We start from the raw sequence: 16,439 nt of genomic DNA on the forward strand, positions 1-16,439 counted from the left end.
AAACATGATAGCCACGGAGATTGAGCCCCAAGTATGTTGACTACCATCCGCCCCTGGAAACGGGTTCCGTTGCGGAGGCTACTCCCCTGAAGAGTGCCGAAATGTTAATCAATACCTGGGCGGATGGCAACTATACGCGCATTTTCCACACTGGAATTGCCGCCATCGCCACGAATACAGCCACCAGCCACCAGGCTGAATGAAATGCCCCAATGGTGGGGATGCCGCCACTGTGGTCACCAAATTCAATGGTCAGGGCCACGATATTGACGCCAAAGGCCCCACCCAGCTGGCGGGTAAAGTTAATGGTGCTCGAACCGGCACCGAGTTGCTCCGGCGCCAGTGGATTCAGGGCACCCGTTGAGAGGGCTGGCAGCATGAAGCCGATACCGATTCGCCCCAACACGGTCCATAGCGCCAGCCAGCCGAAGGCGAGCTCAATGTCCGATACCGCAAACAACATGGCCGACATGGCGAACAGGACAATGCCGAATATCACCAGCTTACGGGCACTCAGGCGGTCCGCCAGTCTCCCGGCCAATGGAAAGGTCATGCCCAGCACAATGCCTGCTGGCAACATCAGCAAACCGGCTTCGGTGGCGGTGAATTCCAGGGCCGTCTGCACAAACAGGGGTACCAGGTAGGTGGAGCCAAACAAGGCGAGCCCCAACGCCATGGCGCCCACGTTGGCGTAAACGAAGGCCGGATTGCGTAGAAGCTCTATGTTCACCAATGGGTGTCGGGCGCGTCGCTCACGAATCACAAACAGCACCAGGGCGATGACCGCAACAGCGCCCTCGATGGCAATTCGTGCTTCCTGTCCCGCCAGTTCCTGAAGCCGGTTGAGGGTGTCCAGCGACAGACCGATGGCAGCGCCCAGGAGCACCAACCCAGGAAAGTCAAAACGGTAGGGAGCCGGGCGGGAGACCGGCAGCGGCAGAAAGCGCCATGCCATAAACACCCCGGTCAGGGTGACGGGCACGGGGGCGAACATCACATAGCGCCAGTCCAACTGATCCACCAGGAAGCCCCCGAGAACCGGGCCCAGGGCTGGAGCGAGAATCACACCCATGCCGTAGATACCCATGGCCTGCCCACGACGGTTGCGGGGGAAAATCCGGAACACCAGATACATACCCATGGGCTGCATGAGCCCCGCCATGGCACCCTGGCCAATGCGGGCGGCAATCAACTGTTCCGGGGAGGTGGCAAAACCACCAAGGAGGGAGATCACCGTGAACAGGAACATGGCCGTCGCCAGGGTCTTGCGCACGCCAAAGTGATCCAGAAGCCACGACGAGGCCAGCATGGTGGTGGTCATGGCCGCGATGAACCCGGTGGCCAGCCAGTGCACCTGGCCCTGCCGAATACCGAATTCCAGCATGATGTCGTGCAGGGCAACATTGACCACGGTTGCGCTGAGCACCGTTGCCATGGTGCCCAGCATGACCGTGGCAACCGCCAGCCAACGCCAGCGTTCGCCGTAACGGGCCCTTAACCCCTCAACCGTGTTATCACTCAGACCAAGACCCCTTCAGGCCGAGATATCGATCGCACACCATTACCGTTGCCGCTCCGCATTCTCCAGGATCCTGTGGAACACCTTGACGGCACCTTCGATGTCCCGGTCGCTAATACCCTCCAGCATCTCTTCACGCAGGCGGGCCGCACGCTCGGTCAGGACGTTCATGAATTCGGTCCCGTCCTTGGTAAGGTGAAGACGGCGGGCACGACGATCATTGGGACAGGGACGGCGCTCAATCAGGCCCTGCTGCTCCAGGCTGTCCAGCAATCGCACCAGCGTCGGATTCTCAATGGCCATCAGGCGGGCGAGCTCACGCTGGGTCAGCCCTTCGCCCCCTTGTTGCAGATAGACCATGGTGGTCCAACGAGCCTGGGTGACACCCAGATCCTTAAGGCGTTCATCCAGCAATTTGCGCCAGCGACGGGTGACCCGGGCTACGGCAAAGGGAAACTGATCTCTCATGATCTGGGACTCCGGTAATGGGGTATCGACTGCTGTACTACCTGTAACGAATACCACTGCCGAAACGGTGCAGTGACGGACAACGTTACCAATAGTAAGCTAACCATTACGATAAAAACAGATATGCAAGGTGAAACAAAATTGGGGAAAACCGAGAGACGCGGCCCGATAGGCGAGAAAGACCGGCCTATCAGCCGGTCCTGTGTAGGTCTTCGTGACGCTCCTGAGCCGCTGGTGACTCGTGAAATTCCTCGTTACGGGGGTCCATTTCCGTCAGCACCGGCGAGGTCTCAGGCATGGCAGGTATGAAGTGTTCCTGCTCCGCCACCGGCACGTCTTCCGTGTGGCTGATGCGATAACTGGTGATAATCGCCAACACCACCAGGAAACCGGCGTTGCCGAAGAACAGCCCCCTGGGGCCCAATATGCCCACCAACTCGGCCATCACGATGGGGCCAATGACACTGCCCACGCCGTAACTCAGCAGCAGTGTTGCGCTGGCGGCCACAATACGATTACTTTCCATCCGGTCGTTGGTGATTGCAACAGCGATCGGATACAGCGTGGCCGAGAGGCCCGTAAACAGGCCAACCAGCAGGGTCAGTAGCCACATCCGTTCAGCCCCGAGGATGCCAACCGACACCGCCGCGGTGCCCGCTGCCACCGCCACCCAGAACATGACGCGGCGACGATCAAACCGGTCACACACCAGCCCCAGCGGCCAGGCCAGGAGCATGGCCGCCACAATGGCACTGGCCATGAAGGTGGACACCCGGCTGACCTCCAGACCCACCAGGGTGGCGTATACCGGGCCGAGCGCATAAAAAGAACCGATCATGACACCGCAGATCAGCGCACCGGAAACCCCGGTGAACGACTCACGGGCCAGGGTGAAGAATGACAGTCGCTCGGACTGCTCGATCACCGGGGCATCCATACGTGTCAACGACAATGGAATCAGCGCCAGCGTCAACAGGACAGCGGCGAGCGAAAACGGTATGAACGAAGACGGCTCACCGACGTTGATCAGCAACTGGCCACCGGCGGCGGACAGGTAGAACACAATTTGATAAACCGCAAAAAGGGCGCCCCGGTTGGCGTTGGTGGCGCGACTGCTGAACCAGCTCTCAATCACCACCAGAACGCCGGCCACACTGAAGCCCGACAAGGCACGCAAAATGGCCCAGAACACCTCGGACACCGCCATGGGATACAGCAGGGCGCACACCGCCGCCATGGCGGCAAAGACCGCGAAAGCCCGGATATGCCCGACACGACCGATGATGAGATGGACGTAGAGCGTACCCAACACGAAGCCAATGGAGTAACACACCAGGATCCAGCCGATAATGTTCGGCGAGACCGCTTCAATACTCAGTCGCACACCCAACAGAGTCATCAGAAAGGCGTTGCCACTGACCAGCAGGACAATACTGAGGATCAGGGCTGAAAGCGAGGTGACCATTCGGGTCATCGGTCTGGCTCCGGCGTACTTTAAACAGGTTGATACAGGAATGTAATGAAACTAGCAGCAACGCCGGAACATTGCAGAGCACGAATTAGAACAGGGCGTAATTCACAAAACCACTACGCAGTTCCCGAAATCCCCAATACCGCTTGCAGCGCCGTGATGACTGGATTTAACATCATTTTACATTAAGGTGACGTAACACACGCTGGCGGCCTGAAGGGTTAACATGTGGGTAGTTTGATCGCTGCCTATTTGAACCCACGAGAGTCTCTCATCTCATGCAATCCACGCTAACCATGAGCGCCTGGTTATGAAAAAGACGGACTGGCCCATTCGATGGGATCTGTTGCTTCGCTACCGGCTGATTGAAATCATCGCCCTATGGGAAGGACGGCTCACCACCAATCATATCTGCCACAGTTTCGGCATTGGGCGACAGCAGGCTTCCAAGGATATCAACACCTACCTGCGGGAACTGGCACCGGACAATCTGGTTTACGATCGCCACCTTAAAGGCTATGTGCCATCGTCCAGTTTCCGGCCGGTGGTCACCGCTGGCAACGCCAGTGAATACCAGGATCTGCTGGCTCGCCAGGACGCCCTCAGTGACACCTTTGAATCGCTTAATATCAGCCTGCCTGACAGCACCATCGTCCGTGGCCCGGAACGGGTTGTTAAGCCGGAAGTCATGCGTGCCGCAGTTGCAGCAGCTCGCCACGGCCGGGTGATGAAGGCAGAGTATGCCTCCCTAAGCCCTGCTGGCGTTTCCCAGCGCACTCTGGAACCCCACACTCTGGTGTGTGTCGGCCAGAACTGGCACCTCCGTGCCTGGTGCGACGCCAACCGGGAATTTCGGGACTTCGCCCTCAGCCGTTTCCGCGGCAAGCCGGAAACCACCCGGCAACGCAGCCGTCACACCATCCAGCATGATGATGACTGGAACCGTCAAGTCTCACTGGTGATGATGCCTGATAGCCGTTTGAACAAGGCACAGCAGGATATTGTTGCCACCGATTACGGCATGGTCAGCAACCGGCTCGAACTCACCATTCGCGCGGCCCTTGCACCCTACGTACTGTCCCGGCTCGGCCTGGGTTCAGACAGCCAGCACCCGGACCCAATGGTCCAGCAGCTGGAACTGGCCAACGAGGAGCAGCTGGGCATTGCCGAGTCGGCTCGCGAACGGGCTATTAAAGCAGTAGCGGGGCTCTGCTAGACTGAGCGGGTGATCACAACCAACCCTTTCCTGTTCTGGCGCCTTGCCCTCGCCCTGCTCATAGCCCTGCCCGCTGTCGCGGCGGGGGATTGTGGTACCGGGGTTATCCCGGTTTCCCGCATTCAGGGCACGGGCGATCATTCCTCTTTCGCCGGCCAGACCGTTTCCGTTGAAGGCATCATAACCATGGATGCTCGCCAACGAGGCGGCTTCCGCGGTTTTTATCTGCAACAAGCCGATGGCGAAACGGACAACGATCCGCAAAGCTCCGAGGCCCTGTTTGTTTACACCCATCGCACCGACGGACAGCACGGGGATAGGGTGCATGTCTCAGGGCGGGTGAAAGAGTTCCATGGCCTGACCGAGCTCACCGATATTACCTCCATCACCCGTTGCGGGAATGGCCGTCTGCCTGAGCCTGTCTCCGTCACGCTGCCGTGGCAGGATGGCGAACCTCCGGAACACCTGGAAAACATGCGGATCAACGTCGCCGGCGAGCTAACGGTGATCAATCACTATAACCTGGCCCGTTACGGTGAACTCACCCTCGCGGCAAAGCCTCAGACGATGGCCACGGAAATCCTGGAACCAGGGCCGGGCGCTCAATCGCGCCACAGGTGGCAGGCGATCAACCGACTGTTGCTGGATGACGGCCTGGGGGCGCGCAACCCGCGCCCGATTCCCTGGCCTGGGCCACAACTGTCCGCAAACAACACGGTTCGCACCGGCGACAAGGTCAGCGGGTTAACAGGCATACTGGATTTTCGGTTCGGCGCCTGGCGACTGCAGCCGCAATCAACGCCGGCGTTCAGCCCCGCCAATCCACGCGCACCAGCACCCGAGCGACCGGAGTCGGCCACGCTCAGGGTGGTCACACTCAATCTTGGCAATTTCTTCAATGGCGATGGCCGTGGCGGCGGTTTTCCGGCAGCTCGGGGGGCCCGATCCGCCACTCAGTTTGAGCAACAGAAAGCACGGCTGGTTGCCGCGCTGACGGCGCCGAACCCGGACATCATCGCTGTCACAGAAATGGAAAACGACGGCTATGACGGCGACAGCGCCATTGCCGAATTGGCCGGCGCCTTGGGTTCACACTGGCGCTACGTTGAAACAAGCGACAACACTGGCAGTGATGCCATACGCACCGATCTGCTGTACCGCAGCGACCGGGTGGTCGCGGAAGGCTCTGCCAGCCGCCTGACAACAACACCATTTGATCGCCGTGGCCGGCCACCAGTCGCTCAGGTATTCCGCCTCATTCACAGTTATCGATCCCTGAGGGTTGTCGTTCCTCACTTGAAATCCAAGGCTTGTCGCGGTGCCAGCGGTCCGAACCGGGATCAGGACGACGGCCAGGGCTGCTACACTCACAGCCGCGAACAGGCGACCCGGGCTATTATCCGCTGGGCCCAGGCCCTACCGCACCCGGATGGCCTGTCCGGCACCATAATCACCGGCGATATGAACGCCTACGCCCGGGAAACGCCGCTGCAACTGCTGGAAGCGGGGGGCTTTATCAATGCCGTTCGTCACATCCACGGCTGCACCGATACCACCTGTAAGCACACCAGCTATAGCTATCATGGCCGTAGAGGAACCCTGGACTACAGCCTGGTCTCGAACGGGCTTCTCCCACGGATCATCGATGCCCGCACCTGGTCGATAAATTCCGATGAACCCCGGGCTCTGGGCTACAAAGGGCCTGTTACCTTACCGACAGGCCAGCCCTGGCGCTCATCGGACCACGACCCGGTCATCACCGACCTGTCACTCTGATTCCACCTTGCCCCCGAGCCGCAGCATCAGGGCAGGCGGGCCAAAGCCCGGCGTGGGATAAGCGGTAAACTGGCTCCAACCCAGCTGAAACGGAAGCCTACCGTGAAAATACCCACTCCAAACTTGTGGCCCGCCGCCCGCACCAGTCAACGTTGGCTGGTACAGGCAAAACGTCGTGAAACCGTGATTGATGGACACCGGTTGGTGTATCTGGAGAAAGGAACGTCCGCCGCGGACCGGCCCACGGTCATACTGATGCACGGTTTTGCCGCCATGAAAGAGAACTGGGCGCTCTGGCTGCAGCGGTTGCCCGAACACTGGCACATTCTGGCCCCAGACCTGCCAGGGCTTGGAGAAAGCGAGTACCGTTCGGACGCCGATTACGGCTACGAGGCCCAGGCGTCAAGGCTGGAAGCCTGGATCGATACTCTGGCCACCGGCAACCTTCATCTGGTCGGCAGCTCCATGGGGGGGGCCATTGCCACCGTCCTCGCCCACAAAATGAAACCCACAGCCACCTCCCTGACGGTGCTTAACAGCGCCGGCATACCCGAACATACGAACGTGGACCTTAACGCCCCATTCGAATCCGACCGCGACGCCCTTCTGATTCCTCGGGACTGGCCCGGTGTCTACCGGATGTTCAACAGCGTCGGCAGCGGCAAGCCCACGGCCATGGGCGTCGCCATGACCGGGCTCCTGGGGCCGGACTTGTTGCAGCGAACCGCATCCTTGCGCCACATTTTCAACGATATGCTCGCCGACGCGTTGGCACCAGCGCGTTACCTTGGCCCCGGCACACCTCCCCTTCAGGTCCAGTGGGGGGACCGGGACGTGATCACGCCCACACGCTGTGTGGACTGGTATCGAAAGGTGACGCCCCAGGCAGATATCCACATATTCCCTCGGGTGGGCCATCTTCCCATGCTGGAGAATCCCGGTCGTTCAGCCCGTGCACTGGCAGCCTTCATCGAACGCCACTAGCCGGGCGGCCGGATCCGCTAATTGGCCTGTATATCCTGTTGACCCGTCAGCGAAGTCATGGGGTGGGAGGAACATTCCGTTCATAATCGTGGAAGAAGTTTCATCCCTGACATAACAACAACAGGAAACACGAGGAAATCCCATGCGCGCCTCAGTATCTACCACTCAGGATCTGGGCATGCCGGCCATTTACCTGCACTTGCTGGCGGAGTTGCTTAGTACTATCGGCGTCGATGAAAAAGCGCTGCTCAAGCGTGTCGGCCTGGACCCGGTGCGTCTGCAGTCAACCGATTTAAGAGTCAGTCAGTCACAGGCCAGCGAGTTCGTGACCCGCGCCATCATCGAAAGCGGCGAGCCCGGGCTCGGCATCATGCTGGCCCGGGAGCTTCGACTGCCACTGCACGGAGCCCTGGGCACCGCGGTCATGAGCAGCCGCACACTGGCAGAGGCTCTGGACCTGATGACACGCTACCTGACCCTGCGAGCCCCACATCTGCACGTCAAGCGCCGGCAGCATGATAGCCAGGCGATCTACGCCATCTCGTGCGGCATTGATCTGGGTCCATTGCAGGGCTTTATCATGGACGCCATGCTGTTCGGCTGCGCGTCTATGGGCGCGCAGCTGACAGGCTCACCGGTCGCCGGATCGTCGATTCAGCGACGCGGATCGGAACCGGCCTACTTCCATCGCTTTCGCCAGCAAATACCCGTCCCCGTGGTGTACGGCGCTGGCGAAGATGCGATTGTCATCCCCAATTCGCAGCTGGCATTGCCCATTCGATTTTCTGATGATCAGTTGGCCGCTTCCTCGAAAGCCCAGTGTGAGGAAGCCTTGCGTCTTCTAACGGAAGATGCAGGATTTGCCTGTCGGGTCAGGCGGGTGATTGAAACCAGTCACCCGTTCCCACCGAAACTGGCAAGGGTAGCCACAACGCTGTTTGTGTCGGAGCGCACTTTGAAACGGCGTTTACAGGCGGAGGAAGCCAGTTTCCAGAACCTGGTGGATCAGGTGCGACTGGAAAGAGCGGGGGAGTTGCTGCAACAAACTGCCATGAACCTGAGCCAGATTGCCGACGCCCTGGGCTACGCCGACGCCGCCAACTTTACCCGTGCGTTCAAGCGCTGGACCGGACAGAGTCCCAGCCAGTACCGAAACCAGGAGTCACTGCCAACAACGTCGATCAAGAGAACACCAGCCAGTGCGATGGTCTGAAACACTCAGTCAATGCCAATGATCTTGTGCATCTGCAGGGTCAACCGCCACTGCGGGTGGGTCAGGCAGTAATACGTGGCTTTGCGGGTGTTACTTTGCTTGATGGGGTCAGGCTCACCCTCCGAGACGGTCGGAGACGCCATTGGTGAGAGGAAATAGTGGCTGGCATTAATATCGGTGAAGCGCTCCGGCATCGCCAGGGGCTGAGGGTACACCACTTTCAGCTCGTCACACTGGCGCAACACCACCGGCGCGTTCGCCTTGGGGCTCACACACAACCAGTCAATACCGGACGGTGCCGGCAGTGTGCCGTTGGTTTCCACGCCCACTTCAAAGCCGGCCCGGTGAAAGGCATCAACCAGCTTCTCATCCAGTTGCAGTAGCGGCTCACCACCCGTGCACACCACATAGGGTCGTCCGGGCGCATCCGGCCAAAGGCGACGAATATGTGCCGCCAGCGCATCCGCGGTTTCAAACTGGCCGCCGTTCTGACCATCGGTACCTACGAAGTCGGTATCGCAGAAGCTGCATACGGCATTGGCCCGGTCCTTTTCACGGCCAGTCCAGAGATTGCACTTGCTGAAGCGGCAAAACACCGCTGCCCGCCCGGCCTGGGCACCCTCTCCCTGCAATGTATAGAACGCTTCTTTTACCCGATACATCAGGTTTCCACCTCATACCGCACAGGGTCTGAAACGCCGTTGGCGGCAAACGCCTCCAGGCGCTCCACGCAGGAACCGCAAACGCCACAGGCCCGATCCCGGCCGTTGTAACAGGTCCAGGTTTTGCTGTAATCGAGCCCCAGCTTCAGGCCCTCGGCAAGGATGGCACCCTTGTCCGAGCCCATGAAAGGCGCTTCTATTTTCACCGGCTCGTAGTTGGCCACCTGACAGACGGCGTCCATTTTTTCCACGAACTCCGGTCGACAGTCCGGATAAATCGCGTGATCGCCGCCATGGGCGCCGTACCAAACAGCAACAGCGCCGGCGGTAACTGCATAGCCGGTGGCCAGCGACAACAGAATCATGTTGCGATTGGGCACCACGGTGGCCTTCATGTTGTCTTCTTCGTAGTGCCCCTCGGGCACGTCCACTGCGTCCGTCAGGGCCGATCCGGCCATGACTTCACTGAGCGCACGAATATCGATCACCTTGTGCGGTACCGATAACTCCTCACACACCTGGCGGGCGCATTCCAGTTCGCGAACGTGCCGCTGGCCGTAGTCAAACGACAGGGCATGAACCTTGTACCCTCGGGCACGGGCAAGGTGGAGCAGGGTGAACGAATCCATTCCCCCAGAGTAGATTACAACGACGGTTTCGGTCATCAGGTCATCCCGGTTTCAGACAGCCAGCAGGGCGTCACTGGATTGTTATAGGGTCGGAGTAACATCCGTGGACACATTGTAACAGTGGAATGCGACGATGGGTTCGCGTCTGCAGGAACGTGCGGGTAAACTCTGATGACGGCACATCTACAAAAACTAGGCGGAATGAGAACCAGAACCAGCCCAGCCTTTATTGACTTCGAGGCCTCTAGCCTCGACCTGATCGCCAGCTATCCGATCGAGGTGGGCATATGCTTGCCCGACGGCACCTTGCACAGTTGGCTGATACAACCCCATGTACTTTGGCAGGACTGGTCAGAAAGCGCCGAGCAGGTTCACGGAATCACCCGGGAAACCCTGGAAACGGAGGGTACACCCGTGTCGGAGGTTGCGGCACACCTGAACCAGCTGCTCTCGGGGCAGGTATTCTGCGATGCCTGGACGTTTGACAGCTTCTGGCTCCATCGCCTGTTTCGAGCCGCCAACACCCGCGCCGACTTTCAACTGGAATCCATTTCCATGTTGCTGGATGCCAATCAGGTAAGGCACTGGTCGGCATCGCGTCAGCAGGTTATCAAACGTCTGGGGTTACCCGTGCACAGGGCGGCAAACGACGCGCTTATCCTCCACAGAACCTGGGAAGAGATCCAACTGTTCACCGCCGAGGACGAACCGCTTCACGGTCACAGCCGACAGGTCTGAGGCTTCCATCATGGAGCACAGCGCGCCGGCAGGAACTCAGCGCTGGGAGCTATTCACCTTGAGGGCGAGGACTTCGAGGCCATCACGCAAGGTGTTCAGTGTCCAGTAGGTTACCAGCACCATCAGCGCCGCCCCAATGACGGTAAAGGAAAAATTATCACCCACCATCTGGCTGCGGGCAATGAGCAGGTAAACGGCGAGCGCCAGGACAAGCAGCACTTCGACAATAGCGTGTGACTGTAAGCGGTTTTTTGCAGATCCGTTTTCTTCGGACATCTTACTGGGTTTCAACCTCTGATTTGTGACGATACATTGCATTGATTAGTGTGCAAATTATCGCCAAATATGGCCCGGGCGTCTGTACGAACTAGTGGCTACGAGGTTTCCACGATGCCGTCGGGAACACACTTTTCGGACGGCCAAAAAAAAACGCAGCCCCGAGGGCTGCGTATAAAGGAGAGATCCATACGGTACGCCACAGATAAAAGGTGGGCACCGGAGGATTGCACAACGTAAAACACGTGACAGGACAAATTATGACCGCTTCGAGGAACCGCGTCTGTAGGGGTTTGCCGAAGCACTCTGCCCCTTGCAAAGCCATGGGCAAGCGATACACTGATGACAGTACCGAAACCGATATGCTTGGCAAACGATGCCGGAAAAGGCCCATGACTATGCTTCAGAAATACCAGTATCTGATGATTGATGCGATTGCGCACCGCAAGGGTGAGACGTGTGCGCACTCCATGGTGAACGACATCTAACGGCTTTCGGTCAGTCCCGGGAGCCTTTGGAGCGACCGGGCCAGCTTCTCCGCAAGACCCCGGTTGCCCAGAGCGCCGGGGTTTTGTTTTTGCAGCCGCAAAACGACAAGGAGAAGATCATGAAGAGACATCCGACAAAAGCAGCAAACCAGCCGGCGAGCAGCCGCACGGGGCCTATTCGGCGCCCGGAAAAGCTGCCCCTGCTGGATGCCATCTGCAAAAAACTGAACCAGCGCGTCAACCTGGAGGACGAACAACGGGTACTGGGGCTGTATGAGCGAGGCTGGATATTCAAGGGTGTTCTGGGCAATCTGAATGATGGCGAAGCACGATACGTGCGTGCTCTTGCCACTCGCTATGGTTCCTGGATCGCCCGCCAGGTTGCGTAATGGAAAACCCGATGGGCCGAACCGTCAGTGCTGGCGGTTCAGTCCCTGTATCATGGCTGCATCGCCGCCGTGCACCATGGCGTAATTGCTCACCACGTCGTGGATTTTTTCCTGGGAGTAGGGTTTGACCACGTAACCGTTAGCTCCGGCACTGATTGCCTTCTGGATGCTGTCGATTGAGTCATCCGCTGTTACCAGGACAATGTGCTGATCCTTGCGCTTGGCTTTGAATTCTTCCATCAACTGATGACCATTACCGTCCGGCAGCCCCAGATCCAGCAAGATGATCTGGAAGACGTCGGCCTCAAAGGCGGCCCTGGCACCCGCAATGTCCGGACACTCAACCACGCGGCTTGCGCCAGCCGTGTAGAGCATGTCCACCAACCGCGCCCTGATGACCGGCTCGTCTTCCACCACCAATATTGTCATGTCACTCATACCCTGCCTCCTGATCCTATTTTATACCCGGCCCCACCGGGCACTTCAAAGGGAATCGCCGCCGGTTCGTCGGGGAATGGCCAGTGGCTCATGCTGGGCAGTCGCTGGCGCGGGTTCTCCAGTTTCGCCCTGGTGAACGCCAGCGGTGCGGGACGAGCTGGCGCCGGCCCCGCCAGACCGGGTCAGGATATTACTGATACTGACGGCCGTGGTGTAGAGGGAAATCGCGATGATCAACAGGATAGGCTGCACAAACGCCACGAATCCTGGCACTTCGCGATGACCAGCAATACTGAGCATAAGGATGATGGCCGGCCCCAGCACTACAAACAGCGTCAATGCGATAAAGAACACAATGCGCTCCTTGTAACGGCCCAAATCGCGGTTACTGACCAGCCCCAGCACGAATTTGCCGATGGCCAGCCCGGCCAGTATCGCAGCCGCAATGCTCAGGTCAGGCCTGAGTAGCGTCTCGTAAAGCTGGCCATCCCACAACCGTTGCATGCTGATGACCAGGAATGGAAATAGGACAAACAGAATGTCGGCGTAGGTACCATACATCATACTCAGCGAGTGCTGTTCGCTTTGCTGGAGGTTCTCACTCATCAATCACGATTCCTGTTTTATCGGTAGCCGAAACTTCTATTGTCATAGACGTGCCTCCCGCCCCTGCAATGCCCTGTCGATCATGTCACCCAGGGCTTGCAGTTGGCTGTGAACGTGGTCCCAGTCACGGTCTTCAACGTTCACGCAAGCCTCCAGCTTCCCCGCCTGCCGTGTCATGTCAGGGTAGCCCATGGCGCCGGCCGTGCCTTTGATCTGATGGGCTTCCGACGCCAACCGCTGCTGGTCGTGACGCGCGGCTGCCGCCTCCATGGCCACTTTTCGGGTCGCCAGCCCATCAAGGAAACATTCGACCAGGTGGCCGATGTCTTCATCCTCCGTCGAGTCCCTGTTCGGGCCACTGGACTCCGCCAGGAAACGGTCCAGCGTGGTCAGCATGTGCATACTGTCGATGGGCTTGTTCAATACCCCATCGCATCCGGCGGCCATCAATGCGTCGGTTTCCGACTGTTCACCGGCAGTGAAGGCGATAACGGGCCGGCGGAAGCCCGTCTGTCGCAGTAACCGGGTAGCCTCCACGCCGTCCAGACCCGGCATATGGCGGTCCATCAGCACCATCTGCACCGATTCGGACAGCGCCGTTCGGACCGCATCATCGCCACTGCCAACGGTGATGACATCCAGACCCTGGGCCCCGAGCATGCGCTCCACCAGACGACGATTGTCCTCGTTGTCCTCCGCGACCAATACCGTGCCGCTATAGCGACGGTGACTATCGGGTTCACTCTCCGGCCGCACCACCAGATATCTGGCCATGACTTCGTAGAAACGCTGTTTGTCGATAGGTTTGGCCAGGTGGTCATTACAGCCTGCGAGGCGATAGTCTGCAATATCCTCCGCCATCACGTTCGCCGTCAACGCGATGACCGGGATATTCAGGCCAGCCTCACGAATGGCCGCCGTTGCATCCCGGCCGTTCATTACCGGCATCTGGATGTCCATCAGAATCAGATCAAAGGGCTCCCGCAGCGCCAGATCCAGTGCTTCAGCGCCATTGCCGACATGGACTAGCTCAGCGCCCGTGCGGCCTACAAGCAGGGACACCAGGCGACGATTCACGTCATTGTCCTCCGCCAACAGAATACGGCCGGTAAGCCTCGGCGCAATCACCATGGGAATACTGCGCCGGCGTTGCGACAATTCCGACGCGTCGCGCAGAAAGTGAACATCCTCCAATGGGCCGGTGGCGATGGAAAGCTCAAACTCACTGCCTTCGCCATACGTGCTGGTAACGGATATGTTGCCACCCAGCAACTCCGCAAGCCGACGGGAAATGCTCAGCCCAAGACCGGTTCCTCCATATTGCCGGGCAATCGCGGCGCTGCCCTGGGCAAACGGGTCAAACAGCCGGCCCAACTGCTCGGGTTTCATGCCGATGCCGGTGTCCACCACCCGGGCCACCAGAGCCTGACGCTGCCGATCACATCGGACATTCAGAGAAATTGACCCCTTTTCCGTGAACTTAAGCGCATTTCCACACAAATTGATGATAATTTGCCGGAAACGGGTCGGATCTGTCGCAACCTTCTCGGGCAGGGGATACTCGCAGATGATATGAAACGCCAGCCCCTTTTCCCGCGCCCTGGGTGCGAAGAAAGCGCGGATCTCATCAAGCAGTTCCGGCAAATTAACCGACACTATATCCACATCCAGTTTGTTGGCGTCGATCTTTGAGTGATCCAGGATATCGTTGATAAGGTCCAGCAGGTGGCGGCCACTGCGCACCACCGTTTCCGCACTGGTGTGTTTCTCCCTCTCGGTCAGGTCCGGATCAAGTAGGGTTTCGCCATAACCGATAATCGCCGCCAGCGGTGTTCGGATTTCGTGGCTCATGTTGGCCAGGAACTGGCTCTTGGCTTCGGCCGAATTGCGCGCCAGTTCTTTTTCCAGGCGTTCCTGCTCCCGCTCCCGCTCGATACGCTGGCGTTGGTGGCGCTCAGTAGCATCAATACAGGTGCCCTCAAGGTGGGCGGGATCGCCATCGGGGGTATACACGGTATGTAACGAAATGGTGGCCCAGCGCTCTGCACCGGAACGGGTGTAATACCGCGCTTCGATACCCTTGACTGTGCCCCGGGATTCCAACTGCCCAATCACCCAGCGGCGCACGCGCTCATCCGCAAAACAGGTTTCCAGGACGTCCGGGTCAAGATCCAGCAGCTCCCGGCTGCTGGTGTAGCCCATCAACCTTGCCATGGCGGGGTTGGCGGTGACGAAACGCCGGTTCAGTGACATCTGGAACACGCCCTCTATGGCGTTGTCGAACAGCGACTGATATCGACGCAGATTGGCCAGTGCCCGCTGGCTCCAGCCCAGGGCTTCGCCCTGCACCTGCTTGATCCGGTCAGCCAGGGCAAAGGAGAACAGGATGATCTGAGCCGTCAGGCCGAACTGCGGCGCATAGGAAGTAAACATGTTCAACGGCAGGTATCCCATCACGGTCAGGCCATAGATACCAAAACCCACCAGCGCCAGGGTCCAGGCAAAGAAGTAGGAGCGTGCCGCCTGATTGTAATAGCGCCACGACAGGTAACTGACCACAATCAGGATGATGCAGAGCAGGATCGACGCCAGCACGATCCATTCCATCGCCGTGTGGTAGGGCAGGAACAGGGATAGCACAAAGGTCGCCACAATGGCGTACAGGCAAAGCTGGATCACCTTGTCCAGGTCCGCCGACCGCTCCCGGGTTTCCAGCAGGGACCGGGCCATCAACAGACCCCAGAACCAGGTATTGATGATCTGGTAATGGAGGTATTCTTTGTGCAGTAGAGCGGGGCGATTCTCCAGTAACTGGATACCGTGCACCTGCTCAGTGGCTATGAATACAGCGGCCGATACCAGGTACAACACGTAGTAAATATTGCTGCGTTCGCGAACGGACACGGCTACAAACAGGTTGTAAGCGAGAATGGCCAGAATGCTGCCAAACAGAATACCCCGCACGGCTTCATCGACTGACACCCTCTCGATATAGGCATCGGGGTGCCACAGGGTGATCGGCAGGCGGAAGGTATTGGTATTGGTAATGCGCAAATAGATGCGAGTTGAACTTCCTGGTTCCAGTGACAATCGGAACGTGGGGTTGGGCACCGCCAGGTCACGCCCGGACCAGTCGCCCTCATAGCCCGCACGGCGCTGCTCTATCAGCTCGCCATCCCGAACCAGGTAGAGCACCACCTCATCCACCAGTGGCAGGGCCAGCTCCAGTATCCAGTCTGTCAGCGCTGCGCCAGCTCCTACCTCGACATCAAATCTGGCCCAATAAGCAGATTCCGTGTAGCCAAAATTCAGCACACCGCCCTCATGACGGGTGAAAGGCGCGGTATCTCCACTCAGGATGTCGTTGAAATCGAGGGTGTGCTCCGGGTCCTCCAGGTACCAGATACAACTACCCAGATCACGCACACTGCTGGTGGCGCTGTTCAGAACAATCTCGCCGTCCTGGCATCGTTCCTGCGCCACGGCGGAGGCCGGAATAACAATAGCCAGAACCGCAAGCGCGATGAAACGGAGCCATCGGACGTGGCATTCCCATTGCTGCAAAA

Annotated in this window: 15 protein-coding genes; 6 read left to right on the plus strand and 9 right to left on the minus strand. The window is 58.9% G+C overall.

Features of this window, described 5'->3' with window-relative positions; all coding sequences use genetic code 11:
* Positions 1–130: 130 nt before the first annotated feature.
* From B2590_RS10305 to B2590_RS10315, 3 genes are all read right to left on the minus strand, one after another.
* Positions 131–1,522, minus strand: coding sequence for a DHA2 family efflux MFS transporter permease subunit (locus B2590_RS10305; RefSeq protein WP_036207660.1), 1,392 nt, complete (start codon positions 1,520–1,522; stop codon positions 131–133).
* 39 nt (positions 1,523–1,561) lie between these two features.
* The gene (locus B2590_RS10310) at positions 1,562–1,987 is read right to left on the minus strand and encodes a MarR family transcriptional regulator (RefSeq protein ID WP_036207661.1); all 426 of its coding nucleotides are present in this window, start codon (positions 1,985–1,987) and stop codon (positions 1,562–1,564) included.
* Positions 1,988–2,177: 190 nt separating this feature from the next.
* Positions 2,178–3,461, minus strand: coding sequence for an MFS transporter (locus B2590_RS10315; protein ID WP_075196356.1), 1,284 nt, complete (start codon positions 3,459–3,461; stop codon positions 2,178–2,180).
* 307 nt (positions 3,462–3,768) lie between these two features.
* Between B2590_RS10315 and B2590_RS10320 the strand changes: the two genes are divergently transcribed.
* The 4 genes from B2590_RS10320 (at position 3,769) to B2590_RS10335 (ending at position 8,647) form a co-directional block, all read left to right on the plus strand.
* Positions 3,769–4,674, plus strand: a complete 906-nt coding sequence (locus tag B2590_RS10320; protein WP_036207665.1) for a WYL domain-containing protein — start codon at positions 3,769–3,771, stop codon at positions 4,672–4,674.
* A gap of 9 nt (positions 4,675–4,683) precedes the next feature.
* On the plus strand, positions 4,684–6,450 hold the full coding sequence (locus B2590_RS10325) for an ExeM/NucH family extracellular endonuclease (protein WP_286810517.1): 1,767 nt from the start codon (positions 4,684–4,686) through the stop codon (positions 6,448–6,450).
* 102 nt (positions 6,451–6,552) lie between these two features.
* Positions 6,553–7,434, plus strand: a complete 882-nt coding sequence (locus B2590_RS10330) for an alpha/beta fold hydrolase (protein ID WP_286810518.1) — start codon at positions 6,553–6,555, stop codon at positions 7,432–7,434.
* Positions 7,435–7,576: 142 nt separating this feature from the next.
* Positions 7,577–8,647, plus strand: a complete 1,071-nt coding sequence (locus tag B2590_RS10335) for an AraC family transcriptional regulator (protein ID WP_286810519.1) — start codon at positions 7,577–7,579, stop codon at positions 8,645–8,647.
* 5 nt (positions 8,648–8,652) lie between these two features.
* On the opposite strand, the gene queE is transcribed toward B2590_RS10335, so the two are convergent.
* Together queE and queC are read right to left on the minus strand one after the other, a co-directional pair.
* Positions 8,653–9,309, minus strand: a complete 657-nt coding sequence (queE, locus tag B2590_RS10340; protein WP_286847937.1) for a 7-carboxy-7-deazaguanine synthase — start codon at positions 9,307–9,309, stop codon at positions 8,653–8,655.
* Positions 9,309–9,974: a 7-cyano-7-deazaguanine synthase QueC gene (gene queC, locus B2590_RS10345; RefSeq protein WP_286810522.1), complete on the minus strand. Its 666-nt coding sequence runs from the start codon at positions 9,972–9,974 to the stop codon at positions 9,309–9,311. The genes queE and queC overlap by 1 nt, the downstream gene beginning before the upstream one ends.
* A gap of 165 nt (positions 9,975–10,139) precedes the next feature.
* On the opposite strand from queC, the gene B2590_RS10350 reads away from it, so the two are divergent.
* The gene (locus B2590_RS10350; RefSeq protein WP_286810523.1) at positions 10,140–10,676 is read left to right on the plus strand and encodes a hypothetical protein; all 537 of its coding nucleotides are present in this window, start codon (positions 10,140–10,142) and stop codon (positions 10,674–10,676) included.
* A gap of 36 nt (positions 10,677–10,712) precedes the next feature.
* Here B2590_RS10350 and B2590_RS10355 read toward each other — a convergent pair whose 3' ends face one another.
* On the minus strand, positions 10,713–10,952 hold the full coding sequence (locus tag B2590_RS10355) for a hypothetical protein (RefSeq protein ID WP_286810524.1): 240 nt from the start codon (positions 10,950–10,952) through the stop codon (positions 10,713–10,715).
* Positions 10,953–11,559: 607 nt separating this feature from the next.
* On the opposite strand from B2590_RS10355, the gene B2590_RS10360 reads away from it, so the two are divergent.
* On the plus strand, positions 11,560–11,829 hold the full coding sequence (locus B2590_RS10360) for a hypothetical protein (protein ID WP_286810525.1): 270 nt from the start codon (positions 11,560–11,562) through the stop codon (positions 11,827–11,829).
* A 24-nt stretch (positions 11,830–11,853) separates the two neighbouring features.
* Here the strand turns inward: B2590_RS10360 and B2590_RS10365 are convergent, their stop codons facing one another.
* The 3 genes from B2590_RS10365 to B2590_RS10375 are packed head-to-tail and all read right to left on the minus strand — an operon-like array spanning position 11,854 to position 16,437.
* Positions 11,854–12,267, minus strand: coding sequence for a response regulator (locus B2590_RS10365; RefSeq protein ID WP_286810526.1), 414 nt, complete (start codon positions 12,265–12,267; stop codon positions 11,854–11,856).
* A gap of 45 nt (positions 12,268–12,312) precedes the next feature.
* The gene (locus B2590_RS10370; RefSeq protein WP_286810527.1) at positions 12,313–12,873 is read right to left on the minus strand and encodes a hypothetical protein; all 561 of its coding nucleotides are present in this window, start codon (positions 12,871–12,873) and stop codon (positions 12,313–12,315) included.
* A gap of 42 nt (positions 12,874–12,915) precedes the next feature.
* A complete protein-coding gene (locus tag B2590_RS10375) occupies positions 12,916–16,437 on the minus strand; it encodes a response regulator (protein ID WP_286847938.1) in 3,522 nt (1,173 codons plus the stop codon).
* Positions 16,438–16,439: the final 2 nt, after the last annotated feature.

The organism is Marinobacter sp. UBA3604 (assembly GCF_002375325.1).
Taxonomy (GTDB): Bacteria; Pseudomonadota; Gammaproteobacteria; order Pseudomonadales; family Oleiphilaceae; genus Marinobacter; species Marinobacter salarius.